This is a genomic window from Massilia sp. Root133 (assembly GCF_001426525.1).
In the GTDB taxonomy this organism is placed as follows: domain Bacteria; phylum Pseudomonadota; class Gammaproteobacteria; order Burkholderiales; family Burkholderiaceae_D; genus Telluria; species Telluria orientalis.
Genome location: NZ_LMEW01000007.1, coordinates 125,402 through 146,036, shown reverse-complemented (window position 1 = coordinate 146,036; position 20,635 = coordinate 125,402). Strand labels below are relative to the sequence as shown.

14 protein-coding genes are annotated in these 20,635 nt (G+C 66.3%); 5 read left to right on the top strand and 9 right to left on the bottom strand.

The features are described 5' to 3' along the window. Positions 1-69: 69 nt before the first annotated feature. Entirely contained in the window at positions 70-2,130 is a 2,061-nt protein-coding gene (locus tag ASD28_RS08125) for a UvrD-helicase domain-containing protein (RefSeq protein WP_056126171.1), read from the bottom strand. A gap of 180 nt (positions 2,131-2,310) precedes the next feature. Between ASD28_RS08125 and ASD28_RS08120 the strand changes: the two genes are divergently transcribed. Continuing rightward, positions 2,311-2,796 carry an SRPBCC family protein gene (locus ASD28_RS08120; RefSeq protein ID WP_056126170.1) on the top strand — a complete coding sequence of 162 codons (486 nt, stop codon included), beginning with the start codon at positions 2,311-2,313 and terminating at the stop codon, positions 2,794-2,796. Here the strand turns inward: ASD28_RS08120 and ASD28_RS08115 are convergent, their stop codons facing one another. The 3 genes from ASD28_RS08115 to hemE form a co-directional block, all read right to left on the bottom strand. Continuing rightward, positions 2,797-4,233, bottom strand: coding sequence for a dihydrolipoyl dehydrogenase (locus ASD28_RS08115; protein ID WP_056126168.1), 1,437 nt, complete (start codon positions 4,231-4,233; stop codon positions 2,797-2,799). Between the two features lie 70 nt (positions 4,234-4,303). Then, positions 4,304-6,310 carry a primosomal protein N' gene (locus tag ASD28_RS08110; protein ID WP_056126165.1) on the bottom strand — a complete coding sequence of 669 codons (2,007 nt, stop codon included), beginning with the start codon at positions 6,308-6,310 and terminating at the stop codon, positions 4,304-4,306. A gap of 563 nt (positions 6,311-6,873) precedes the next feature. After that, on the bottom strand, positions 6,874-7,956 hold the full coding sequence (gene hemE / locus ASD28_RS08105) for a uroporphyrinogen decarboxylase (protein WP_056126163.1): 1,083 nt from the start codon (positions 7,954-7,956) through the stop codon (positions 6,874-6,876). A gap of 143 nt (positions 7,957-8,099) precedes the next feature. On the opposite strand from hemE, the gene ASD28_RS08100 reads away from it, so the two are divergent. The 4 genes from ASD28_RS08100 (at position 8,100) to ASD28_RS08085 (ending at position 18,283) form a co-directional block, all read left to right on the top strand. After that, positions 8,100-10,055 carry a prolyl oligopeptidase family serine peptidase gene (locus ASD28_RS08100; RefSeq protein WP_056126161.1) on the top strand — a complete coding sequence of 652 codons (1,956 nt, stop codon included), beginning with the start codon at positions 8,100-8,102 and terminating at the stop codon, positions 10,053-10,055. Then, a complete protein-coding gene (locus ASD28_RS08095) occupies positions 10,052-14,224 on the top strand; it encodes a DEAD/DEAH box helicase (protein WP_056126159.1) in 4,173 nt (1,390 codons plus the stop codon). The genes ASD28_RS08100 and ASD28_RS08095 overlap by 4 nt, the downstream gene beginning before the upstream one ends. A 144-nt stretch (positions 14,225-14,368) precedes the next feature. After that, a complete protein-coding gene (locus tag ASD28_RS08090; protein WP_056126158.1) occupies positions 14,369-16,225 on the top strand; it encodes a DUF885 domain-containing protein in 1,857 nt (618 codons plus the stop codon). A 3-nt stretch (positions 16,226-16,228) separates the two neighbouring features. Continuing rightward, complete coding sequence (locus ASD28_RS08085) at positions 16,229-18,283, top strand: gluconolaconase (RefSeq protein ID WP_056126156.1); 2,055 nt, start codon at positions 16,229-16,231, stop codon at positions 18,281-18,283. On the opposite strand, the gene ASD28_RS31700 is transcribed toward ASD28_RS08085, so the two are convergent. The 5 genes from ASD28_RS31700 to ASD28_RS08065 all read right to left on the bottom strand — a co-directional run bounded on the left by ASD28_RS31700 (position 18,217) and on the right by ASD28_RS08065 (position 20,623). Next, on the bottom strand, positions 18,217-18,555 hold the full coding sequence (locus ASD28_RS31700; RefSeq protein ID WP_056330025.1) for a hypothetical protein: 339 nt from the start codon (positions 18,553-18,555) through the stop codon (positions 18,217-18,219). The two genes, ASD28_RS08085 and ASD28_RS31700, sit on opposite strands and share 67 nt — an antisense overlap. 37 nt (positions 18,556-18,592) lie before the next feature. Continuing rightward, positions 18,593-19,348, bottom strand: coding sequence for a twin-arginine translocase subunit TatC (tatC, locus tag ASD28_RS08080; RefSeq protein WP_056126153.1), 756 nt, complete (start codon positions 19,346-19,348; stop codon positions 18,593-18,595). Positions 19,349-19,384: 36 nt separating this feature from the next. Further along, a complete protein-coding gene (gene tatB, locus ASD28_RS08075; protein WP_056126151.1) occupies positions 19,385-19,891 on the bottom strand; it encodes a Sec-independent protein translocase protein TatB in 507 nt (168 codons plus the stop codon). A gap of 18 nt (positions 19,892-19,909) precedes the next feature. Further along, entirely contained in the window at positions 19,910-20,152 is a 243-nt protein-coding gene (gene tatA, locus ASD28_RS08070) for a Sec-independent protein translocase subunit TatA (RefSeq protein ID WP_056126149.1), read from the bottom strand. Between the two features lie 96 nt (positions 20,153-20,248). Next, on the bottom strand, positions 20,249-20,623 hold the full coding sequence (locus ASD28_RS08065; protein WP_056126146.1) for a histidine triad nucleotide-binding protein: 375 nt from the start codon (positions 20,621-20,623) through the stop codon (positions 20,249-20,251). Positions 20,624-20,635 lie beyond the last annotated feature (12 nt).

Genomic DNA, 20,635 nt, shown 5'->3' with positions numbered 1-20,635 from the left:
AAAGTATTTCCCGCGCAACAGTTGAAGTCAAATAAGAATTTCAATCGTGCGCACCCTTGGGCCTGAACGTCACACTTTCGGCGTGGCCAGCAACGCCTTCAGGCTGGCAAGACGTTCCTTGGGCGTGAGGATTTCGTTTTCCTTCGGCGGCGCATCGCCCACGTCGAGTGCCATTTCCTTGATGAAGCGCGACGGGTCGCAATGCACGAGCTCGCCTGCCCGCTTGCGCTTCTTGCACCACGTGACGTGCAGGCTGCGCTGGGCGCGCGTGATGCCCACGTACATCAGCCGGCGTTCTTCCTGGATGCGGGCGGCGATCTTCTCGACGGGGTCGTCCGGATCGCCCTTGTGCGGCAGGATGCCCTCCTCGCAACCGACGAGGTAGACGTGCGGGTACTCGAGGCCCTTCGAGGCGTGCAGGGTCGACATGCGGACGGCATCCTGTTCCTCGTCCTGCCCCTCGAGCATGGACATCAGCGCCACCATCTGCGTCAATTCCAGCAAGTTCTTTTCTTCGCCGTCACGGTCGCGTCCGCCGCGGCCCCGCTCCTTCAGCCAGTTCAGGAACTCGAGCACGTTCTGCCACTTGCCCTGCGCCGCCTTGTCGTCGAAGTTCTCGTACAGGTAGTGCTCGTAATTCATTTCCTTCATCATGTCGTCGATCAGCTCGGCGGCATGGTCGCCACTGCCGGACGGCCCCGGACGCGTGGCGCGCGATTCCAGCTCGTTGATCCAGTGGCAGAACTCGCGCAGCGGATACAGCTGGCGCTCCTGCAGCAGCGCTTCGATGCCGCCCTTCAGTGCCGCCTCGAACAGCGAGCAGTTCCATTGCCCGGAAAATTCGCCCAGCTTTTCCAGCGTGGTCATGCCGACCCCGCGCTTGGGCGTGGTGATGGCGCGGATGAAGGCCGGGTCGTCGTCCTGGTTCGCGATCAGGCGCAGATAGGCGATGATGTCCTTGATCTCGGCCTTGTCGAAGAAGCTCTGGCCGCCCGAGATCGTGTACGGGATGCGCTCCTTGCGCAGCGCCTGCTCGATCACGCGGGCCTGGTGGTTGCCGCGGTACAGGATCGCGAAGTCGGACCATTTGTTCTTGCGCTGGAAATGGTCGGCCGAGATCATGATGGCGATCTGGTCCGCTTCCGTCTCGTCGTTCGGCATGCCGAGAACCTTGATGGGCTCGCCCAGCCCGTGCTCGGACCACAGCGACTTTTCGAACAGTTTCGGGTTGTTGCCGATGACGGCGTTGGCCGCCTGCAGGATGCGCGTCGTGGAGCGGTAGTTCTGCTCCAGCTTGATCACGTTCAGGTCGGGGAAGTCCGTCTGCAGGGTGCGCAGGTTTTCCACCGACGCGCCGCGCCATGCATAGATCGCCTGGTCGTCGTCGCCCACGGCCGTGAACATCGGCTTCTTGCCCAGGCCCGTCACCATCAATTTGACCAGTTCGTACTGGCAGGTGTTGGTGTCCTGGTACTCGTCCATCAGCAGGTAGCGCAGGCGGCGCTGCCAGCGGTCGCGGATCGGCTCGTTATTGCGGAACAATTCCACCGGCAGGCGAATGAGATCGTCGAAGTCGACGGCCTGGTAGGCCTGCAGGGTCGCGACATAACTGCGGTAGATGCGGCCGGCCTGGGCCTCGTCCTCGTCGCGTGCGTCCCTGATCGCGTCCTCGGGGTCGACGAGGCCGTTCTTCCACAGCGAGATCGCGTTCTGGATGCGGCGGATTTCCTGCTTGTCGGTGGTGACGGCCAGGTCGGAGACGACGGTGTAGCAGTCGTCGCTGTCCATGATGGAAAACTTGTCCTTCAGGCCAACGCCGGCCGCTTCCTGGCGCAGGATTTTCACGCCCAGCGAGTGGAACGTGGACACCGTCAGCTGCTTGGCCTGCTTGGGTTGCTTGAGCAGCTTGGCGATACGCTCCTGCATCTCGAGCGCGGCCTTGTTCGTGAACGTGAGGGCGGCGATCGTGCGCGGATCGTAGCCGCGGTGCTCGATCATGTAGGCGATCTTTTGCGTAATGACGCGCGTCTTGCCCGACCCGGCGCCGGCCAGCACCAGGCACGGACCGTCGAGATAGAGCACGGCTTCGCTTTGCGGACCGTTCAGGCCGAAATTCGGGGTGTTGGACATTGGAAATATTGGAGAGGACAGCCCAGCATTGTAGCGAAGCTGGAAGCTCGTGCGTAACGTTCGTGTCGAATCCACGACGCCGCTTGAGTAAACCGCAAGCCGCCTCCACATGTGCGTTTTGCATCAGTCCCGCCAAGCATGCGCTAACATGACCGGGCAGCAGCCAACGAGGGATACAACATGAAATTTGAGCACCTGATCGAGATTAACGACCCGCTGAATCCGCTGGCGGACACCATGACACGCGAACAACTGTGGCGCGGCCTCGTGCTGCGCGCGGAAGATCCGAAGATGTTCGTGCCGCACCTGGACGAATGCACGATCAGCGAGCGCGAAAGCGGCAGCTTCATGCGCCGCCTGCGCTATGGCGACCTGGTCATCGACGACAAGGTGGTCCTGCACCCGCTGCGCGAAGTCCGCTACGAAGTGCCGGCGCAGGGAGATATTGCCCAGTCGCTGCTGACGATGACCATCGAGGCGCCGTCCGAGGGCGTGATGTGGGTGCGTTTCCTGTACGACGACGGCAATCCGTCGGCGACCGACGAGACGGGCCGCATGTACGAGGATTTCAAGAAGTCGGCCTACCAGGAAGCCGACATCGATACGATCAAGATCGTGCGGCAGCTGGCGTCCGAAGGGAAGCTGGACGCCTCGCTGCTCAACTGATCACGTTCCCGGCTCGACCGAGTCGGGATCGATGTCGCTTTCTCCCTTGGCGAGATTGGCGGCGAGATCGCGCAGCGCCGTGCGCACGCCCTCTTCGATCACGGGGTGGTAGAACGGCATCTCCAGCATCTGGTCCACCGTCAGGCGCGACTGCACGGCCCAGGCGAGCAGGTGGCCGATGTGTTCGCCGCGCGGCGCGATCATCTCGGCGCCGAGGAAGCGTCCCGTGCGGTATTCGCCGTACACGCGCAGCATGCCCTTGTTCTGCAACATGACGCGGCTGCGGCCCTGGTTCTCGAACGACACCTGTCCCACCGCGAACTTCGATTTGCCCGGTGCGCACAGCGCCTTGTAGCTGGCGCCCAAGGTGACGATGTTCGGTTCCGTGAACGCGGCCGTCAGCGGCGCGCGGCGCAGGCCGGGGCGGATGTCCGGGAAGCGGCCGGCATTGTCGCCCGCGATCTTGCCGTGGTCGGCCGCTTCCGGCAGCACGGGGCGTTCCTGGTTGGCGTCGCCCGCGATGAAGATGTGGCTGTTCCCGCATTGCATGGTGCGCGGATCGAAGACCGGCACGCCGCTGTCGTCCAGGGCGATGCCCGCGTGTTCCAGGCCCAGGCCATGCACGTTCGGCGTGCGGCCGGCCGCCTGCAGCACGTATTGAAACCGTTCGGTGATGGCTTCGTCGTGGCGGCCCGTCGTCAGCACGACGTCGTCGCCGTCCTGTTCCGCTTTCAGGATGCGCGACTGGAAGTGGATGTCGAGTTCTTCGCACAGCACGCGCGATGCCGTCTTGAGCACGACCGGATCGGACAACTGCGCCACGCTGCCGCCGCGCGCGTACACGCGCGTGCGCACGCCCAGCCGCGCGAGGGCCTGGCCGAGTTCCAGGCCGATGACGCCCGTGCCGATCACGGCCACCGAGCGCGGCAGGTCGTTCCAGTAAAACACGTCGTCGCTCGTGATCACGCCGGGGCCCACGTTCTCCAGCGTCGGCAGGCGCGTGGGGCTCGAACCGGTGGCGATGACGATGCGGCGGGCGTCGATCTCCGTGTGGTCGTCGACCTGCAGCGTGTGCGGATCGACGAAGCGGGCATGGCCGCGCACCTTGTCTTCATCCGGCATCGCGTCGACGCCTTCGACCACGAAGCCGACGAAGCGGTCACGCTCGCGCCGCACGCGCGCCATCACGGCGACGCCGTCGATGCGGGTCGTCCCCGGATGGACGCCGAACTGGGGCGCAAGCTGCAGCATGTGGGCGGCCTCGGCGGCCGCGATCAGGAGTTTGCTGGGCATGCAGCCCACGCGCGCGCACGTGGTGCCGTACACGCCGCGCTCGATCAGCACCGTCCGCGCACCCTGCGCCTTCGCGGCGCGGTAGGCGACGAGGCCGGCGGTGCCGGCGCCGATCACGGCGACATCGACCTTCAGTTTTTTCATCTGACCTCCGGGAAGTTCACGAGCGTGACGATACGCTGTTTTCAAGAACTCGGCTTGGACGTGAGTAATTTCAGATGTCGAGCGGATCCACCTCGAGCGACCACCGCACCCGCGACTTCATCGCCCGCAGCACGTCGACCCACTCGGTCAAGAATGCCTGCAGCGCCGGCCGCGAATTCGATTCGACGAGCAGCTGCGCGCGATCGACGTTGTGCACGCGGGTCATCGTCATCGGGATCGGCTCGTTGATGACGACCGTGTCCGACGGCACCGCATCGCGCGCCGCCTCGAGGAATTCGATCGCCGTCGCCAGCTCGGGCGCCTCGGCACGCAGCAGCGCCTGGTACATGTACGGCGGCAGCGCGGCCTGGTGGCGCTCTTCCAGCAGGCTGCCGGCAAAGCGGTCGTAGTCGTGCCGCATCACGGCGCCGTACAGCGGATGCTGGCAGTAGCGCGACTGGATCAGCACTTCCGACTCCAAGCCCGCGCGGCCGGCGCGGCCCGCCACCTGCATCAGCTGCGCGAACAGCCGCTCGCTGGCGCGGTAGTCCTGCGAGAACAGCGCCGTGTCGGGATTCAGCACGCCGACGAGCGTCAGCCTTTTGAAATCGTGGCCCTTGGCGACCATCTGCGTGCCGATCAGGATGTCGACGTCGCCCCGGTGCACCGTGTCGAACGCCTCCTGCGCGCTGCCCTTGCGGCGCGTGGAGTCGGCGTCGATGCGCAGGATGCGCGCGTCCGGGAACAGCGCCTGCAGACCTTCCTCGACGCGCTGCGTGCCGCGGCCCAGCGGCTGCAAATCGATGTTGCCGCACGTCGGGCACGCATGCGGGATGCGCAGCTCGAGCGAGCAGTGGTGGCATCGGAGCCGCCGCTCCGGCCGGTGCAGGACCATGAACGCGGTGCAGCGCGTGCAGTTGCTGATCCAGCCGCACGCCTCGCAGCACAGCACGGGCGCATAGCCGCGCCGGTTCAGGAACAGCAGCGATTGCTCTCCCCGTTCCATGCGCAGGCGCAGCGCCTGCATCAGCGTCGACGTGAGGCCTTCCTTCGGCTTGTCGCGTTCCATGTCGACCAGCTTCACGCGCGGGAGCACGGCGTCGCGCACGGCGCGCTCGCGCAGTTCGAGCCTGCGGTAGCGGCCCGTCTGCGCGTGGTGCCAGCTTTCCAGCGACGGCGTCGCGGAGCCCAGCACGATGGGGATGCCGAGCTGGCGCGCGCGCCACACGGCCAGGTCGCGCGCCGAATAGCGCAGGCCTTCCTGCTGCTTGTACGACGGATCGTGCTCCTCGTCGATGACGATCATCTTCAGGTTCGGCAGCGACGCGAGGATCGCCAGCCGCGTGCCCAGCACGATGCGCGCGCGGCCCGTGTGCGCGGCCAGCCAGTGCAGCATGCGCTCGCCTTCCGAGAGGCTGCTGTGCAGCGTGGCCAGCATCACGCCCGGGAAGCGCGCGCGGATGTTCGCTTCCAGTTGCGGCGTCAGGTTGATCTCGGGGACCAGGATCAGGATCTGCGCATCGGCATCGCGCTGCAGGACTTGCGCGCAGGCCTGCAGGTAGACCTCGGTCTTGCCGCTGCCCGTGACGCCGTACAGCAGCAGCGGACTGAATCCTTGCGCGCCGCCGATCGCATCCGCTGCCTGCTGCTGGGCCGCGTTCAGGACAGGCATATCGGCCGGCGTGGGATCGTGCGCATCCGGCAGCTTGGCCAGTTTTTTCAGCGCCCGGTCCAGCGCCACCGTCGTCGACAGCCGCACATTCTTCGGCAGGCCCGGCATCGCCACCTCGCCCAGCGGCCGGTGGTAATACGCGGCGGCGAAGCGCGCCAGCGCGATCCACCGCGCCGGCAGCGGCGACAACTGGCCGCGCACGGCGAGCGCATCCTTCAGCTTGTCGGCCGGGACGTCCGTCTCGTGCTTGACGGCGACGATCAGCCCGACCGCCTCGCGCCGCCCGAAGTTCACGAGCGCCAGTTGCCCGACTTCCGGCTCGCTGCCGGGTTCGCATGCCCAGCGGTAGTCGAACAGGCTGTCGAGCGGCGTGTCGAGCGCGATTTGCAGGATGCAGTGGGACAATCCGGTACCTTGTCGAGAAGCTGTGGAAAACTGTGGAAAACTTTGTGGAAAATGGAAAAGTTGACCGTGGAGAAGGTTTACGCTAGATCAAAACGTTAGGAAATTCTCTACATAAATGCCGAAATTTTCCGTATAAATTCAATGACTTACGATTTTCTACTTTGAGCGGGTGAAATATCCCATCGCTTGCGCGCTTCTGTGCATAACTGTGCCTTTCCAGTGAAAAACTTCAGCGCAGTGCAGCATAATCTTGATACAACACTTGAAGAAAATCCGTAAACCACGGTAAACCAAGCACTTTTCCGGATTATTCACAGAACCTGTGCATAACTTTGTGAACAATAGGCTGAAAGCTTCGGTGGATAACCGGTCACTCCTCTGGGAGCACCTCGCCAGGCCGCCTTTGGCCCAGCATTAAATCCAATCAAATCAATCACTTACCATATTTTGACGGGCACTGTACATTTCTACAGTCCACGCTGATCGAATCCGATTTTTTGTGAATAAGTGTGATTGCCTGCTCACCGTGCTGCACAAAATGCAGCACGGCCGCTGTGGAACGATCAGGCGGCGCGCTGGCGGCGGCTGAAGTCGTGGACCGCGTCGACCATCGCCGTCACGGATTCCGGCGGGGTGAATTGCGAGATGCCGTGGCCCAGGTTGAACACGTGGCCGTGGCCTGCGGACGGCATGCCGTAGCTGGCCAGCGCCTTTTCCACTTCGGTGCGGATCTGGTCCGGGCCGGCGAACAGGATGGCCGGATCGAGGTTGCCCTGCAGGGCGACGCGGTCGCCCACCTGCGCGCGGGCGCGGCCCAGGTTGACGGTCCAGTCCAGGCCCAGCGCGTCGGCGCCGATATCGGCCATGGCGTCCAGCCACAGGCCGCCGCCCTTCGTGAACACGATGGCCGGAATACGCACGCCGTCCTTTTCACGCTGCAGCTTCGCGACGACCTTCTCCATGTACGCGAGCGAAAACTGTTGATAAGCCCCGTCGGCCAGCGCGCCGCCCCAGGAGTCGAAGATCATGACGGCCTGCGCGCCCGCGTCGATCTGGGCGTTCAGGTATTGCGCGACGGCTTCCGCGTTGATCTCCAGGATGCGGTGCATCAGGTCCGGACGCGAATACAGCATCTTCTTGATCGTGTGGAATTCGCGCGAGCCGCCGCCTTCCACCATATAGCAGGCCAGCGTCCACGGGCTGCCGGAAAAGCCGATCAGCGGCACGCGGCCGTTCAGCGCCGTGCGGATCGACGTCACGGCGTCGAACACGTACTGCAGCGAGGCCATGTCGGGCACGCGCAGGGCGGCGACATCGCTTTCCGTGCGCACGGTGCGCTCGAATTTCGGGCCTTCGCCATCCTCGAAATACAGGCCCAGGCCCATTGCGTCCGGCACGGTCAGGATGTCGGAGAACAGGATCGACGCGTCCAGCGGATAGCGGTCGATCGGCTGCAGGGTGACTTCGGTCGCGAAATCCGGATTCTTGGCCAGGCCCAGGAACGAACCGGCTTTCGAACGCGTGGCGCGGTATTCCGGCAGGTAGCGCCCCGCCTGGCGCATCAGCCACACCGGCGTGTAGTCCGTCGGCTGGCGCAGCAGCGCACGCAGGAAGGTGTCGTTCTGGAGCGGGGCAAATTGTGGCATGGCTGACAATCCGTTCGCGGGTTGGGTGGGCAAACCTCTATTATCGCATCCCCGGGCCCCGCGCACCGCATCCACGTGGACATACGCTCGCGCGGCAGAGACTTATAATGCCTCTCTTCCCGCTGCCCGTCCCAGAACCGACCATGACCGACACCACCCGCAAACAGGCCGCGCCCTGCGGCACCTGGACTTCCCCGATCACCGCCGCCGTCGTCGCGGCCGGCGCCACGCCGCTGTCGCAGGTACTGCTCGACGGCGGCGACGTGTTCTGGCTGGCCGGCCGCGCCAGCGAAGGCGGCCGCAACACGCTGCTGCGCAACCGCGGCGGCCGGGTCGACGAACTGACGCCGGCCCCGTTCAACGCCCGCACCCGCGTGCACGAGTACGGCGGCGGCGCCACGCTCGTCGCGGACAGCCACATCTGGTTCTCGAACTTCGCCGACAACCGCGTCTACCGCCTCGACCGCGCCGGCAGCGGCGAACCCGTTCCCGTCAGCGCGGGCGGCGACGAGCGCTGGGCCGACTTCGTGCTGGACCGCGCGCACCGGCGCCTGATCGGCGTGCGCGAAGATCACTCTGCCGGCGGCACCTACCCGGACAACACATTGAGTGCGCTCGGCGCGGACGGCACGGTCACGGTGCTCGTCGACGGCAACGATTTTTATTCGTCGCCGCGCATCTCCCCGGACGGCACCCACCTCGCGTGGCTGAGCTGGGACCATCCGCGCATGCCGTGGCAAGGCACCGAACTGTGGCTGGCCGAGATCGGCGAAGACGGCACGCTGCTGGACGGCCGCCTGATCGCGGGCGGGGCAGACGAAGCGATCGTGCAGCCGGAATGGTCGCCGGACGGCACGCTGTACTTCGTGTCCGACCGCAGCGGCTGGTGGAACCTGTACCGCTACGAGCACGGCGTCGTGCACCAAGTGTGCCCGCGCGCGGCGGAATTCGGCGGCCCGCACTGGGTCTTCGGGAGCAGCATGTACGGCTTCCGCTCGGCGCAGGAAATCATCTGCACGTACATCGAGGATGGCGTGAGCCAGCTCGCACGGCTCGACGTGCGCAACGGCCACCTGACACCCATCGCCACGCCGTACGAACAGATCAGCGAACTGCGGGTCGAAGGCGACACGGTCGCGCTGCTGGGCGGCGCGCCCACGCTGGCGGCGGAAATCGCGTGCATCGATCTCGCGACCGGGCAGCGCGACGTGCTGGCGCGCTCGATCGAGCAGCTGCCCGACGTGAGCTATCTGTCGGTCCCGCAAAGCATCCGCTACCCGAGCAAGGGTGAGAAAACCGCGGACCGGACCGCGTACGCCTTCTATTACCCGCCCACGAACCGCGATTTCGCGCCGCAGCCGGGCGAGCTGCCGCCGCTGATGGTGATCGGCCACGGCGGCCCGACGAGCATGGCGGCCAGCACCCTGAAACTGGCGACGCAGTTCTGGACGAGCCGCGGCATCGCCGTGCTGGACGTGAACTATGGCGGCAGCACGGGCTTCGGCCGCGCCTACCGCGACCTGCTGAAGGGTCAATGGGGCGTGGTCGACGTCGAGGATTGCGTCGCGGGCGCCCAGTACCTCGTCGACAACGATCTCGTCGACCGCGAACGCCTCGTGATCCGCGGCGGCAGCGCCGGCGGCCTGACGACGCTGTGCGCCCTCGCCTTCCACGACGTGTTCAAGGCCGGCGCCAGTTATTACGGCGTGTCCGACCTGAAGGGCCTGGACGCGGACTCGCACAAATTCGAATCTCACTACAACGAATACCTGATCGCGCCGAAGGAAAGCGCCGACCGGGTCTACGCCGAGCGCTCGCCCATCAACCACACCGATAAACTGCACCGGCCGATGATCTTCTTCCAGGGTCTCGACGACAAGGTCGTGCCGCCGCCGCAATCGGAAGTGATGGTGTCCGCGCTGCGCGCGCGCGGCGTGCCCGTCGCCTACATCACGCTGGCCGGCGAAGGCCACGGCTTCCGCAAGGCGGACAGCATCGTGCGCACGCTGGAAGCCGAGCTGTATTTCTACCTGCGCGTGTTCGGCATCCCCGTGCCCGAAAGCCTGCCGCCCATCGATATCGAGAACCTTGCCGCATGAGCGATGAGGTGTTGCATGCGGTCGTGGAAGCCTGCGACGAGCGCCGCAAGCTGATCCTGGCCTTGCTCGCGCTGGCCGGCGAGCCGATGGGACGGCGGCGCATCCACGACCATCTGGCGCCGCTGGAAGCGAGCAGCAACGAGGAAGACCTGGCCGAGCCGTTGGAGCGGTTGCGCGCCGATGGCCTGGTCGGCGAGCTGCCGTCGCGCGGCTACACGATCGCCGCCGATGTCGCCTGGCCCGCCATCCAGTGGGCGCTGCGTGCGCGCCGCCTCAACGAGCTGCGCGAGGTCTACCAGCAGGTGACGCCGCTGCGCGTCGACTGGCAGGGCACGCCCATGCTGCGCAGCTACCGCCAGGGTGTCGCGCTGCTGCGTTTCGCGCTGCTCGCCGGCGAAGGCCCGAAAGCCATCGCGCCGCTGCTGGCCGCGTGCCTGCGCTGCCACGAAGCGGCCTATCTGCATCCGCTCGTCGACATCTGCGCGCGCCCGTTCGAGCCCGACCTGATGGAGCGCATCAACGGGCTCGTACGCGACGACGTGCTCGCGGTGCTCGTCAACCACGTGCAGCGCGAACCGGCCAGCGCGCCCGCGATCCGCGCGTATGCGGAAGAGCACGTGGCACAGGGCGGCGCATCGATGGCGCTGCGCACGGCGCTGGCGGAACACCTGATCCTGTGCGGTCGCCTCGATGCGGCGGCCGACCTGCTCGTCGACCTCGACGAATCGGCGACACTCCATTACCGCAGCGTGCTGCAACTGCTGCGCGGCGACACGGAGCAAGCGCTGGCCGGCTTCGACAAGGCGTTGAAAGCGCTGCGGCGCGAGACGGGCAAGAGAAAAGCCATCTTCGAAGGGATCGGCGGCCACCTGTACGTGACGGCGCTGCTGAGGAGCGCCGACCCGAAACATGCGAAGGCCGTGGAGTCCTACCTGGACAGCGCCACGCGCGCCGTGCAAAGCCACGATACGGCGGTGTACCAGCAACTGTCGATGCTGCGCCAGATCCGCGGCGGCACGGTCGATGCGGAGGTGCTCCCGTCGCGCAACTGGGAGACGAGCCTGCAGCCGGTGATGTTCCGCGCACTGCTGCACTGGTGGCTCGGCATGCCGCAGCTGGCGGACAAGCGCGCCATGCTGGAGCAGCAGTTCGACGTCGCGCGGGAAGCCGGGTTCGACTTCATCGCGGCGCAGATCGCCTCGGTGCTGGGGCAGCTGGGCATGGTCGGCATCGACCAGCAGGCGATCGCGCTGCGCCAGCAGCACCGCTTCGTCGACCTCGCGCTGTGGTTCGAGCGCGAGCAGCCGTGGGAACGCCAGCTGAATGCCCTCATCAACCTGCAGCCCGCCGTGAACGTGGAGGTGGTGAAGGAATCGCGTCTCGCGTGGCTCGTGAGCTGGGACGCGCACCTCGGCATCCGCGCCATCGAACCGAGGGAACAGAAGCGCGACGTGCAGGGCGGCTGGACGCGCGGCCGTCCGCTGGGCCTCAAGCGTCTCGCGGAAGAGGCGGCGGAGCTGGACTTCCTGACCGCGCAGGACGTGCAGGTCGCAAGCAGCATCGGCGCCTACCGCTACTACAGCGGCACCGGCACGCGCTACGAATTCGACCTGGACAAGGCCGTGGCCGCGCTGGCCGGCCATCCGCTGCTGTTCTGGATGGATGCGCCGGGCACGCGCGTCGAACTGCTGCCGGGCGAGCCGCAACTGGTCGTGCGCGCCGGTGGCGGCAAGGTCATGATCACGCTGGTGCCGCCCCTGCGCGAGCAGCAGGGCGAAGTCGTCGTCACGAAGGAGACGCCGACGCGATTGCGCATCGTGCGGGTAAAAGACGAGCACCGGCGCATCGGCGCCATCGTCGGCGACGGGCTCGACGTGCCGCTCGAAGCGGAAAAGCGCGTGCTGCAGGCGATCAGCGCCATCTCGTCCATCGTCACCGTGCAGTCGGACATCGGCGGCAGCGCGGCGGACATCGAGCAAGTGACGGCCGACCCGCGCCTCCACATCAACCTGCTGCCTTACCAGCAGGGCCTGCGCATCCAGGTGATGGTGCGGCCGTTGCCAGATGCCGGTCCCTACTTCCGCCCGGGCGACGGCACGGAAAGTGTCATCGCGGACGTGGGCGGCGTGCGTACGGAAGCGCGCCGCGACCTGAATGCGGAGCGCGAGGCCGAGCGCCAGCTGCTGGCCGACCTGCCGGCGCTGGAGCACGCGGAAGACGAACATGGCGAATGGCTGCTCGCGGCGCCGATCCACTGCCTGGAACTCGTCGTCCAGCTGCAGGACCTGGATGCGGCGAAGGTCGTCGTCGCGTGGCCGGAGGGCGAATCGTTCCGCGTATCGAAGAAGATCACGTCGAAGTCCGTGCGCCTGCAGATCCGGCGCGACAAGGACTGGTTCGCGGCGAACGGCGAAGTGCAGGTCGACGAGAACAAGGTGATGGACTTGCGCGAACTGCTCGCGCGCGTGCGCGAAGACCGCTTCATCGCGCTCGGCGACAACCAGTTTTTGGCACTGACGCACGAGCTGCACCGCCGCCTGATGGACCTCTCCGCCTACAGCGACGCGGACCAGGAAGCGCTGCGCTTCCACCCGCTCGCCAGCTTCGCGCTGGAAGAGATGGCGCTGGAAGCGGGCGGCGTCGATGCCGATAAGGCGTGGCGCGCGCACCTGAAGCACATGCAGGCGAATGCGGAATACCGGCCGCAGTTGCCGAACACCCTGCAGGCGGAGCTGCGCGATTACCAGGTCGAGGGCTTCGAGTGGCTGGCGCGCCTCGCGCACTGGGGCGTCGGCGCCTGCCTCGCGGACGACATGGGACTCGGCAAGACCTTGCAGGCGCTCGCGCTGATCCTGTCGCGCGCACCGGGCGGGCCGACGCTCGTCGTGGCGCCGACGTCCGTCGCGACCAACTGGCTGGCGGAAGCGGAGCGCTTCGCGCCCACGCTGAACGTGAAGCTGTTCGGGCCCGGCGACCGCGCCGCGATGCTGAAGGATGCCGGACCGTTCGACGTGATCGTCGCCAGCTACGGCCTGCTGCAGCTGGAGTCCGCGCTGTTCGACGGCATCCGCTGGCACACCATCGTGCTGGACGAGGCGCAGGCCATCAAGAACGCGTACACGCGCCGCTCGGCCGCCGTGATGGCGCTGACGGGCGATTTCAAAATGGTGGCCACCGGCACGCCGCTGGAAAATCACCTGGGCGAGTTGTGGAACCTGTTCCGCTTCATCAATCCGGGGCTGCTCGGGACGAGCGACCAGTTCCAATTGCGCTTCGCGGGACCGATCGAAAAGGCCTCCGACAAACGCGCGGAACTGGCGGCGCGCACGCGCCTGCGCCGCCTCACGCAGCCGTTCATCCTGCGCAGGACAAAAGCGCAGGTGCTGTCCGAACTGCCGCCGCGCACGGAGATCGTGCTACCGGTGCAGCTGTCGGAAGAAGAGACGGCGCTGTACGAATCGCTGCGCCGTGAAGCGCTGGAACGCATCGCCGCGCTGGAGGCACCGCAGTCGCAAAAACAGATCCAGATCCTCGCGGAGATGATGAAGCTGCGCCGCGCATGCTGCAATCCCGCCCTCGTCGCGCCGGAGAGCGGCATCCGCAGCAGCAAGCTGGAGACGTTCGCGCGCCTCGCGGATGAACTGCTGGAGAACCGCCACAAGGCGCTCGTGTTCAGCCAGTTCGTCGACCACCTCACCTTGATCCGCAAGCATCTCGACGAACGCGGCATCCGCTACCAGTACCTCGACGGATCGACGCCCATGCAGGAGCGGAAGCGCCGCGTGGACGCGTTCCAGGCGGGCGACGGCGACCTGTTCCTGATCTCGCTGAAGGCGGGCGGCGTCGGCATCAACCTGACGGCGGCCGACTACGTGATCCACATGGACCCGTGGTGGAATCCGGCCGTGGAAGACCAGGCCAGCGACCGCGCGCACCGCATGGGCCAGCAGCGGCCCGTCACGATCTACCGGCTCGTTGCGCGCCACACGATCGAGGAAGGCATCGTCGACCTGCACCGCCACAAGCGCGACCTCGCCGACAGCCTGCTGGAAGGGACGGACGTCGCCGCGCGCCTGTCGCCGGCGGACATGCTGGCCATGCTGCAGGCGGGGCTCGCCGGGTCGTCGGGCCCGCGTCCGGCGTCCGTCGAAGAGTGGCAAACCGGGTGAGGATGCATGCCGTTGCGGGCGCGTTGGCGGCGGATCACGTCACGACGCGTGCGTGACGTATTGTTTCAGATGCCCGCAAAAGCGCCAAATGATGCTAATCTGGCGCCCCCCATCTGGCCCATCCATAAACCAGGCAGATAGAACATGATGAAATCGAAAATCGCACTGGCCGTCCTGCTGACCAGTGTCGCACTGGCGCCGGCGAGTGCGCGTCCCAAGACGCATCACAAGGCGGCCAGCACGGCCAAAGCCAAGAGCAAGCCGAAGGCCAAGGCCGCCGCCCAGCCGGTACAGAAGGCCGCCGCGCACGTCGCCGCCGCCACGCCGCAGAACCGCAACGACCGCTACATGGACTCGCTGTCCATGCAATTCGTGACCGCGCTGTGGCGCATCGATCCGGAAGACGGCATCTACGTCGGCAAGTTCGACGCCGCCGCGAAGCTGACGATTCCCGACGCCGCCACGCGCGCGAAAAAGCTCGCGTTCATCGACGAGTGGCTCGACAAGTTCGGCAAGCTGAACGCCGACAAACTGTCGCCGAACCAGCGCACCGACCTCGCCGTCCTCCTCAACAAGCTGAAATACGAGCGCTGGCAGCTGACCACGTTCCGCGAGTTCGAATGGAACCCGGCCGAGTACAACGTCGCGCAGACGTTCGACCTGATCCTGACGACGGAATACGCCGCGAAGGCCCAGCGCCTGCGCACGATCCTGAAACGCCTGGCCGACGTGCCGGCGTACTACCAGGCCGCGCAAGCGTCCATCGTCAACCCGACGCACGAACACACGCAGCTCGCGATCCAGCAGGCGCCGGGCACGCTCGTCGTGCTGGCGGACCTCGGCAAGGCCGCGCAGGAATCGATCCTGACGCCGCAGGAGAAGGCGATCTTCGCGCAGCGCATCGCGAACGCCGGCACGGCGGTGGTGGCGTGGGTCGACTTCCTGACGGACCTCGACAAGTCGCAGGCGCAGATGCAGCGCGCGCGCTCGTTCCGCATCGGTAAGGACCTGTACGAGCAAAAATTCGCGTTCGAGATCCAGTCCGCCAGCACGGGCGAGCAGACCTACCGCAAAGCCCTGGCCGCGCGCGACGAACTCCTCACGCGCATGGACGGCCTCGCCGACCAGCTGTGGGACAAGACGATGGGCGCCGCTGCCAAGCCGGCGGACCGTTATCAAAAAATCGGCATGGTGATCGACAAGCTCTCGCTGCAGCACACGACGGCCGCCGATTTCCTGCCCGAGATCCGCCGCCAGATCCCGCAGCTGCAGGAGTACGTCATCAAGAACAACCTCGTGACGATCGATCCGAGCAAGCCGCTCGTCGTGCGCGAGACGCCGCTGTACCAGCGCGGCGTGGCCGGCGCCAGCATCGACGCGCCGGGGCCGTACCGTCCGAAGGATAAAACCTATTACAACGTGACGCCGCTGGATGGCCTCACGCCCGAGCAGGCCGAAAGCAGCCTGCGCGAGTACAACAACTGGATGCTGCAAATCCTGAACATCCACGAGGCGATCCCCGGCCACTACACACAGCTGATGAACGCGAACCGTTCGCCGTCGCTCGTGAAGGCGTTGTTCGGCAACGGCGCGATGGTCGAAGGCTGGGCCGTGTACGGCGAGCGCATGATGCTGGAATCGGGCTATGGCGACAATGCGCCGGAGCTGTGGCTGATGTGGTGCAAGTGGAATTTGCGCAGCGTCTCCAACACGATCCTCGACTACAGCGTGCACGTGCTGGGCATGACGCGCGAACAGGCGATCGACCTGCTCGTGCGCCAGGCGTTCCAGACCCCGCAGGAAGCGGCCGAGAAGTGGAAACGCGCGCAGCTGTCGTCCGTGCAGCTCTCCAGTTATTTCAGCGGCTACAGCGACATCATGGAACTGCGCGAGCGCCGCAAGGAACAGCTGGGCGAGCGCTTCAACCTCAAGCAATTCCACGACCAGTTCCTCGGTTACGGAAATGCGCCGGTGAAGATCATCGGCCAGCTGATGCAGTAACGCGTGAAGCGCATCACGATCGTCGCGGCGCTCGCGGGCGTCGCCGTGCTGGCTGGCGGCGCGGCCCTGTACGTCTTCAACGCGCGCCAGGACGCGACGCCGGGACGCGCGTTCTGGCGTCCCGCCGACGCGCCGACCAGACCTGCATGGTCCGCACGCGTGACGCCGCTGCCGGACCGCTTCGGCGATCCGTTCGGGACCGTCGTCGATGGCCACGGCAACGTGTTCGTCGCGGACGGCGGCGACTGCAGCTGCATCCGCCGCATCGCACCCGACGGACAAGTGACCATCTTCGCCGGTGGGCACGCGGGCTACGCGGACGGTGTCGGCGCCGCCGCGGCATTCGACACGCCGTCGGCGCTGGCGATCGACCGCCTCGGCAACCTGTACGTCGCCGACACGCACAACAACGCGATCCGCAAGGTGGCGCCCGACGGCGGCGTGAGCACGCTGGCGGGCAGCGCCGCCGGCTTCGATGGGCCGGTCGGCGTGGCCGTCGACCGCGACGGCAACGTGTATGTGGCCGACACCTACAACGACCGCATTGGCCGCATCGGCAAGGATGGCGCGGTGACGACGGTGGCCGGCAGCGGCACGCCCGATTACCTCGACGGCACGGGCACCGCGGCCGCCTTCGATACGCCGAGCGCCCTCGCCGTCGACAAGCACGGCGTGCTGTTCGTCGCCGACACGGGCAACAACGCGATCCGGCGCATCGACAGGAATGGCGCAGTGACGACGCTCGCGCGCGCACCCGAGGACGAGCGGCGTCCGCTGCTGCGCCGCCCCGTCGCGCTGGCGCTGACGCATGACGGCTACCTGTACGCGAGCGGCGCGGGTGGACGCATCCTCCAGTTCGACCCGAGCGGGCAGTATCACGCCCTGCCGGACGCCGACCGTCCCGAAGGCGCGAGCTATGCCAGCGACGGCAGCGTGCGGCTGTATGCGCCGCGCGGCATCGCCGTGAAACGCGACGGTGCGCTGGTGGTGGCCGATGGCCAGGCGCAGCAGATGTTCGTGCTGGCCCCGCCCCAACCCGGCACGCCGCCCCCGCAGGCGCGGCCGCAGGTACTGCCCGCGGTGGCATCGATGCCCTGGCCCGTGGGCCCGCAAACGGAACCGCACGAAGTCGTCGGCGTGCTGGGCGAGGTGCGCGGCAGCTACGACGGCGAAAACCGCGACCACTTCCACGCGGGCCTCGACATCCGGGCCGACGTCGGCGCGCGCGTGCTGGCGGTGCTGCCGGCAACGGTGAGCGATCCGTATCCCAACTGGACGTTCGGCCAGCTGGGCGAAGGCATGAGCATCGGGCCGCTGTCGTACATCCACATGCGCGTGGGCCGCGACGCCTCGGGCAAGCCGCTCGATCCGCGCTTCCAGGTGCTGGCCGGCCCGAACGGCAAGCCGGCACGCGTGCGCGTGCGGCGCGGCACGCGGTTCGCCGTCGGCGACCCGCTCGGCACCATCAATCCGATGGCGCACGTGCACATGGAGTACTACCCCGGCGGCGTCGCCGTCAACGCGCTGGCCCTGCCGTTCACCGGCCTGCGCGACACGGTGCCGCCCCGCATCCAGAGCATCGCGCTGTACGATGCGGGCGGCCAGCGCCTCCCGCGCAAGAAGGGCCAGCGCCTGCACGTGGCGCGCACGCTCGGCGCGTTGACGATCGTCGCCGCCGCCTACGACCAGATGGACGACAATCTGGCGCGCCGCCGCCTCGGACTGTACAAGCTGGGCTACCAGCTGCTCCATGCGGACGGCAGCCCCGTCGCCGGATTCGAGACGCCGCGCATCACGCAGGTCTACAACCGCCTGCCGCGCGAGCGCGAAGCGGTGAAGCTGCTGTATGCGGAAAATAGCGGCATCACGGTCTACGGCAGCAAGGCCACCGTGTTCGCCTACGCCGTCAACAACACGCTGCACGATGGCGTGGCGCTGCCCGGCACGTGGAAGGTGGATGGCCTGGAGCCGGGCGATTACGTGCTGCGGATCTACGCGGCGGATTTCGCGGGACAGGTGGCGCTGGAGGGGCGCGACCTGCCGATCACGGTGGAATAAGCGCTTATTCGAAGACGGCGCGCGGTACGGAACTCGATGCTTGCGCCCGGCCCCAGGTGATCCTTGACGATGTCGTTGTCTTCGTTAAAAAAGTAGGTCACGGGCGCGACGGCGTCGGCGGAGTAATGCAGGAAGACGACCGGTGACGTAACGGCATTCACGACGAGCGCAAGCCACGACATTACGATCGCCCCGCCGATGGCCAGCAGTTTCTTGCGCATCGATTTGCTATCACGGGACGACGGGCCACGAAGAAATTCGCGCTTGGTCATGACGAAAACGGCGCCTCGCGGGCGCCGTTTGTTCGGATCAGGACTGTTCCTGCGGCGCCTGCGTCGCCTTGACGAAGATCGGCGCCATCAGCAGCCCGAGCTCGAACAGCAGGCACATCGGAATGGCCAGCGCCAGCTGGCTGACGGCGTCCGGCGGCGTGACGATGGCGGCGATGACGAACGCCCCGACGATGGCGTACGGACGGATCGAGCGCAGCTTCTCGACGCTGACGATGCCCATCCGGACGAGGATCACGACGACGACCGGCACCTCGAACGTGGCGCCGAACGCGAGGCACATGGACATCACGAAGTCGAGGTAGTTCTCGATGTCCGGCATCACGGCGATGGAATTCGGCGAGAAGTTGCTGATGAAGTGGAACACGCGGCCGAACACGAAGAAATAGCAGAACGCGACGCCCGCGATGAACAGGAACGACGACGAGATCACAAGCGGCAGCACGAGCCGCTTTTCGTGCGCGTACAGCCCGGGCGCGACGAACGCCCACACCTGGTAGAACACCCACGGCAGCGCGAGGATGAAGGCGATCAGCAGGGTCACCTTCATCGGCACGAGGAACGGCGCGACGACGCCCGTGGCGATCATCTTGGCGCCGACCGGCAGCGAGGCCAGCATCGGGGCGGCGAGGAAATCGTAGATGCGCGCCGGGCCCGGCCACAGCATCAGCACGATGCACGCGAGGACGATGCCGTACGTTGCCTTGATCAGGCGGTCGCGCAGCTCGACCAGGTGGGAGATGAAGGTTTCTTCGCCCGCGGTTTCTTCAGTCATCTGGCGCTAGGAGGCGGCGCCCAACGGCGGCCGTCATCAGAAAAATTTGGTGTTGGAAGTGGCGCCGGGACGGAACTTGCGCACGCGGGCGGCGCCGGACAGCACATGCTGGCGCGTGCCCTGGCGGTTCTTGTACCAGGCCGGCATGCTCGACGTCTTCGCCAGCTTCTTGCGGCGGAAGTCGCGCGCCTTGCGCTCGATGTCGTCCGTCGAGGCCGTCGTGGGCATCACGGCCGTGTCGCCGCGCCAGGCGGACTCGACCTCGTCCATGTGGGTCGAGACGGTGTTCTCGACCTCGGACTTGAACGTCTCGACCTCGGACTTGAAGCTTTGCGCGCTGTCCTGGATATCCTTGTGCAGATTGCGCAATTCTTCCATTTCGATCTCGCGCGAGACCTCCGACTTCACGTCGTGCAGGTAGCGCTGGGCGCGGCCGTACAGGGTGCCGGCCATGCGCGCCACCTTAGGCAGTTTCTCGGGGCCAATCACGACCAGCGCCACCGCGCCGATGATGGCGAGTTTGGTAAGACCGAGATCGATCATGCGGGGTCAAGCACCGGCTTAATGACGGGTCTTTTCGCGCGCGTCGACGTCGATGGTCGACTTGTCGGCCACCTGTTGCGCGGTCTGTTGCGCCGTCTGGCTGGCGGGCGTCTTGCCGTCTTCATCACCCTTCATGCCATCCTTGAAACCCTTGACGGCCTTGCCCAGGTCCGAGCCCGCATTGCGCAGCTTGCCCGTACCGAACACCACCACCACCACGACCAGCACGATCAACCAGTGCCAGAGACTCATCGAACCCATTGTTTTCTCCTTGCCGGGCGATAACCCGATCAGCGTAAGCTAAAGCTACGCCAGTATAAGCGGTTTAGGGCCGGAATGCCCTTTTTCCTTAGGGAATTACGTTCCCAGGCCACGCCACGGACGCGGGCCGCCGTACACGTGCAGGTGCAGGTGATACACCTCCTGCCCGCCGTCCGGACCGACATTGAACAGCGTCTTGTAGCCGCCGCTGCGTTCGCCGTCCGGACCGGTCTTCACTGCGATGCCGTGTTCGGCCGCCAGCTTCGGCGCCAGCGCCAGCATCTTGCCCAGCACGGGCGCGTGCGCATCGGTGCAGTCGGACAGGCTGGCCACGTGCTGCTTCGGGATCACCAGCAGGTGGACGGGCGCGGCCGGGTTGATGTCCTTGAACGCGAGCAGCTCGTCGTCCTCGTACACCACGCTGGCCGGGATCTGCTTGGCGATGATCTTGCAAAAGATGCAGTTGTCCATGTTGTCTCACAT